General features: G+C 72.2%; 6 protein-coding genes and 1 pseudogene. 4 read left to right on the top strand and 3 right to left on the bottom strand.

Features of this window, described 5'->3' with window-relative positions; all coding sequences use genetic code 11:
* Positions 1-253: 253 nt before the first annotated feature.
* The 3 genes from FHG89_RS00575 to FHG89_RS00565 all read left to right on the top strand — a co-directional run bounded on the left by FHG89_RS00575 (position 254) and on the right by FHG89_RS00565 (position 2,779).
* Positions 254-913, top strand: coding sequence for a C39 family peptidase (locus FHG89_RS00575; protein ID WP_139581913.1), 660 nt, complete (start codon positions 254-256; stop codon positions 911-913).
* Positions 914-1,176: 263 nt separating this feature from the next.
* Positions 1,177-2,070 carry a DUF1996 domain-containing protein gene (locus tag FHG89_RS00570; protein ID WP_139581912.1) on the top strand — a complete coding sequence of 298 codons (894 nt, stop codon included), beginning with the start codon at positions 1,177-1,179 and terminating at the stop codon, positions 2,068-2,070.
* 70 nt (positions 2,071-2,140) lie between these two features.
* Positions 2,141-2,779, top strand: a complete 639-nt coding sequence (locus FHG89_RS00565; RefSeq protein ID WP_139581911.1) for a DUF305 domain-containing protein — start codon at positions 2,141-2,143, stop codon at positions 2,777-2,779.
* Here the strand turns inward: FHG89_RS00565 and FHG89_RS34070 are convergent.
* The 3 genes from FHG89_RS34070 to FHG89_RS00550 all read right to left on the bottom strand — a co-directional run bounded on the left by FHG89_RS34070 (position 2,767) and on the right by FHG89_RS00550 (position 4,601).
* Entirely contained in the window at positions 2,767-2,898 is a 132-nt protein-coding gene (locus FHG89_RS34070) for a hypothetical protein (RefSeq protein WP_280116043.1), read from the bottom strand. The genes FHG89_RS00565 and FHG89_RS34070 overlap by 13 nt on opposite strands.
* A gap of 201 nt (positions 2,899-3,099) precedes the next feature.
* Positions 3,100-3,993 (bottom strand): acetyltransferase, encoded by an 894-nt coding sequence (locus tag FHG89_RS00555; protein WP_139581910.1) that lies wholly within the window; start codon positions 3,991-3,993, stop codon positions 3,100-3,102.
* A gap of 200 nt (positions 3,994-4,193) precedes the next feature.
* A complete protein-coding gene (locus tag FHG89_RS00550) occupies positions 4,194-4,601 on the bottom strand; it encodes a VOC family protein (RefSeq protein ID WP_139581908.1) in 408 nt (135 codons plus the stop codon).
* A gap of 194 nt (positions 4,602-4,795) precedes the next feature.
* Between FHG89_RS00550 and FHG89_RS00545 the strand changes: the two are divergent.
* Positions 4,796-4,985, top strand: a pseudogene (locus tag FHG89_RS00545) (hypothetical protein); the annotation flags it as partial.

The following is a 4,985-nucleotide window of genomic DNA, read 5'->3' as shown; positions in this document are numbered from 1 at the left end:
CGGGGAACACCCCGGCCGGCCGCCACGGTTACACCCCCCGGGTCGTCGCCGACCGTGACCATTCGGCCGGCCCCCCGGTTGAGCGTCGGCCGTTGGGAACACCGGCCAGGCCGTCGCGGTTACATCCCCGGGACACCCGAGCAGGCCCCCCGGGCCGCCGGGCAGATCCCCTCCCGAACTTCTCCGCGCGCCACGCAGACCCCCCGTGTTGTGTGGTTCGCGGGTATCCCCCGATGCAGAGGAGCACGCCATCATGCGTACCGATCTGATCCGTAAGACCGCTCTGACCGCTGCCGGGCTCGCGTTCACCGGCGGCGCCATCGCCGGCCCCGTCACCGCCGCCTACGCCGCGTCCGAGGCCAAGCCCGCCTCGCAGACCCAGACCGAGCGCAAGCCCTCGGGTGAGCGTCAGCTGGGTGTGCGCTACGAGGCCCAGCCGAACTTCTACTACTGCGGCCCCGCCGCCGCGCGCAACGCCCTGTCCGTGCAGGGCAAGAACATCAGCGTCGACGCCATGGCCAAGGAGATGGGCACCACCGAGGCCGGCACCAACTCCATCAACGACATCACCCCCGTGCTGAACAAGGAAACCGGCAAGAACGACGCCTACCACTCGGTGGAGATCTCCACCCCCGCCGCTGACAGCAAGCAGACCGACAAGCTGCGCGCCGACGTCGTACGCACCGTCGACAACGGCCGGGCCGTGGTCGCCAACATCGCCGGCACCACCACCGACACCGACGGCGGGATCCACTCCTTCGAGGGTGGGCACTACATCAGCGTCGTGGGCTACCGCGACGGCGGGAACGTGGTGAGGATCGCCGACTCCGCCGACCCCAACACCGCCGCCTACGAGGTCACCATCGAGCACCTCGCCGACTGGATCGCCACCCGCGGCTACGCCACCAGCTGACGCCGCACCGACAGAGCACACGACAGAGCGACAGTCCAGAAGGGCCGGACCCCACAGGGGTCCGGCCCTTCTGCGTCGTCATTCCCACCAACTGCGGCACGTATTGACAACCGTCGACTTCAGGGTGAGGCTGGAGATGTGAGAGCGCTCTCTCGCGCCCGGGCTCAACCGACCACCACCAGTCTGGCCAGGGCAAACTCCGATGTCTTCGGCGGCGGCGCCGGAGCTGTCCCTGACCCGTCCCCCCAGACAGGAGTCACGAGATGGACAGGGCCGCACCCCTCTCCGGTATCCACCGCCGGCTGCGCCTCGCCACGGCGATCGGCGCCCTGCTGGTCCTACTCGGCACGCACATGGTTTCCACCACGGGCCGGGCCGACGCCGCCCCAGGCGTCAACGCCATCCGGGTCGCGGAGTTCCCCGCCGACTGCACGTACAGCCACCGGCTGCCGGACGACCCGATCATCTTCCCCGGGCTGCCCGGGGCCTCGCACATGCACAGCTTCTTCGGCAGCACAGTGACGAACGCCCACACCACGCTGCCCGACCTGGTCAACTCTCCGACCACCTGCAACCCGCGCACGGACGTCTCGTCGTACTGGGTGCCGACCCTGTACAACAACAACGTGCCGGTCGAGCCGGCCATCTCCACGTTCTACTACCTGGGTGAGGGCGTACGCGCCGATGTCGTCGCGGCCACGCAACCCCTCCCGCAGGGACTGCGGATCGTGGCGGGCAACGCCAAGGCGACCGGGCCGGACGAGAGCATCGCCCGTTGGTCCTGCCTGCACGCGGGGCAGGTGCCGCCGTCGAAGAACTTCGTCACCTGCCCGGCCGGGACGATGCTTGAGTCGTACCTGGACTTCCCGCAGTGCTGGAACGGCCGCGACCTGGATTCGCCCGACCACAAGAGCCACATGGCGTACCCGGTGAACCAGGCCTGCCCGGCGACGCACCCCGTGCACGTGCCGAAGCTGCGGCAGGTGCTGCGGTACCCGGTCAACGGCAACCCGGCGCAGTTCCGGCTGGCCTCCGGGCCGGGCTACACCATGCACGGTGACTTCTTCAACGCCTGGCCGGTGGCGGAGATGGCACGCCGCGTCCAGGACTGCATCCGTCCCGTCATCAAGTGTGGGCACGACGGCCGGCCGATCTGAGCCGACACGTTCAACCCGAGGGCGGGCCCGGTCACGCGGGCCCGCCCTCCCGGGCGGAAAGGGAGGACGGATGCGAGCCCTCGTCGCCGCGCCACCCACGCTGCTCATCGCCGTTCTGCTCGTTGCCGGCTGCGCTGCCGGGTCACCGAACGCCACCGGCACCACCGCGCCGTCCGCGACGGCGGTCGCACCGCCGAGCGCGGTGCCCGCCACGGGTACGGCGGGACCGTTCAGCCCTACCGACATCGCGTGGCTCCAGCTGACGGTGGCGATGGCCGAACGGGTGCTGCCGGTGCTCGACCTGGTGCCGGCCCGGACCACCGACCCGGTGTTGCGGGGACTGGCCGCCCAGGTGCAGGCCACCCACCGCGCCGACCTGGACCGGTCTCGCCGGTTGCTGGCCGAGGCTGGTGCGCCGGCCACCAACCCCCACGAGGGCCACGACATGCCGGGCATGGTCACGGCCGAGGAGTTGGCCGCGCTGCGGGCGGCCGACGGGAAGCCGTTCGATCGGCTGGTCGCCCAGCACCTGCGCGCGCACCTGGAGCAGGCGGTCCGGATCGCCGCCGCGGAGCAGCGGGGCGGCGTCCAGCCGGCGACCACCGCGTTGGCCGCCGCCGTGGTCCGGGGCGGCACCGCCAACCTCGCGCGGCTGGACCGGCTCGACGCCCCGCGAGCCGCCGGGCGGCGGGCGGGTCAGGCGGCGTAGCGGGCGGCCAGGTCCACGGTGCGCTGGGCGGCGGCGACCATCGCCCGGTCGGCGAAGCGGCCGTCGGGCAGCACGACGGTCCCCGAATCCCGTCGGTGCGCGTCGGCCACGGCGGCCAACCGGCTGACCTGCGGCAGGGAGAGGCTTCGAGAGATCGTGGCGGGTTCGGCGCTGCCCCAGCAGCCCGGGCGATCGTCGCCGGCTCCGCCAGGTGCGGGAAGTGGTTAGCGGGCCGGCGGTTCGGACGAGGTCACCTGGCAGCGGACGCGGGGCTGGTCCGTCCAGGGGTGCGCCCTGTCACCAGGGCGCACCCCAACGAGTCAGCCCTCGTCGGCCGGCGCGAACAGCACCCGCGCGCGCAGTTGCCGGAAGCCGGTCCGTTCCAGCTCCGCCACCACCGACACCCGGTGGGCGTCCACGTCGGCGATCACCTCGCGGGCCCCACCGGCGGCGAGCACACGGACCGCCTCGGCCAGCAGCTCGGGTCGGGCGGCCTCGTCGAGCAGACCGAGATAGGCCAGCAGCGGGTAGCAGGCGTCCCCGGCCGTTCCGACCAGGCCCACCGGTTCACCGGCAGCCGACGCCACGCGCCACCCCTGCGCCGCCTCACCCAACCAGGCCAGCGGGTCGGTGGCCAGGTCGACGCCGCCGACCGCTTGGGCGATCTCGACTCCGGTCAGCACGTCCGGCTCGGCGATCCGGGCGACCAGCTCGTTGATCTCCGCCGGGTCGACGGGCGGGCGGAAGTCGTACCGTCCGGAGGACGCCGCCAGGGGCGTGCCCGTCCAGGAGCACCTGAGCCGCTCCCCCCGTTCGACAAGGCCGGCGAGGCGGGCCGCCGCCATCGGCGCCCGGACCACGGCGAGCACCTCCGGTCGGCGTCGCCAGTGCGCCGGCAGGGCCGCGTGGTACCGGACGGGGCCGCCCAGCGCCTCGTGGGCGGCGTGCAGTAGCTCGGCCCCCACCTCCGGCTCGGCGTCCAGGTCGAAACGCTCCAGCCAGGGGGCGCCGACGGCACCCGGTGGGAGGAGCCAGGCCGCCCGGGCGACCACCCGGCCGGCCCGCAGGGCGACCCAGGTGGTCTCGGGCCGGTAGCCGCCGCCGGCGAGCCCGTCGGCGTAGGCGACCTGACGCAGGTACGGCAGCGGATCGGGCATCGAGTCGAACAGATTTTCCTCGCCCGCGACGAGCGGACGGATGACCAGGTCGGTCATGGGTTGATCCTCCGGAGAGCGAGCGCCCCGGGTCAGATCCGCGTGGACGCCGGGGCGCGGAGGGGGCGCAGAACATCGGACATTGTTCTGACCTCCTCCCGGCTCGACGGCGTGCCCGACACCATACCGGCGCGCGACGGGCTTGTCGGCCCCGGCTCACAGCGTCGGGTTGGTCTCCGAGCGGCGCGTCGGGGGCGAATTCAGGCCCGACTGGAGATCTGCTGCACCCCCCAGGCGTTGCCGTCCGGGTCGGTGAAGAAGATGAATCCCACGTTGTCCAACGGGTCCGGCACCGGCCGCGGATTGACTCCCACCACCTGGATCTCGCTGACCTCGACACCGCGTTCCACCAGCTCGGCGCGAGCCTTCTGCAGGTCGGGCACCACCAGTTGCAGCCCCTTGAGCGAGCCGGGCGGCATGTCCGGCACCACTCCCCTGCCGATGACGACCGAGCAGCCCGAGCCGGGCGGGGTCAGCTGCACGATCCGCGCCTCGTCGTTGATGACGGTGTCATGGTCCACGACGAAGCCGAGCCGGTCGGCGTAGAACTCCTTGGCCCGGTCCACGTCCGAGACCGGCACGACCACCACTTCCAGGGTCCAGTTCATCCGAGCGTTTCCCTCCTGTTGTGGAAACCGGTTCGCGTCCGCCAAGGGCGCGAACCGCACCGTGGACGCCGACGGTAGCCCGGGACGTCACCAGAAACCGTTATCCCGGTGCGAACCGCCGGTCTCCTGAGGGGAGGGCGTTGATCCACCAGCCCGCCGAGCGAATGAGAACATCTGACGAAGGAGCCGAGACGATGCGCGCAACCAACCCGGGTGAGTCGGACGCCGCGAAGGCGACCCGGGGCGTCCACGCGAAACCCCGACGGGGACCGCGGTTGCTGTGGCCGTTCGCCGTCGCCGTCGCGGTGGCCGTACTCGTGGCCGGGGTGATCGTCGTGGTCCAGCCCGCCGGTCCCGCGCCGGCCCCGGCGGGCTGGACCACGA

Origin of the sequence: Micromonospora orduensis, from assembly GCF_006228125.1 — a bacterium.
Lineage (GTDB): Bacteria > Actinomycetota > Actinomycetes > Mycobacteriales > Micromonosporaceae > Micromonospora > Micromonospora orduensis.
This window is presented reverse-complemented; position numbering and strand designations above follow the sequence as displayed.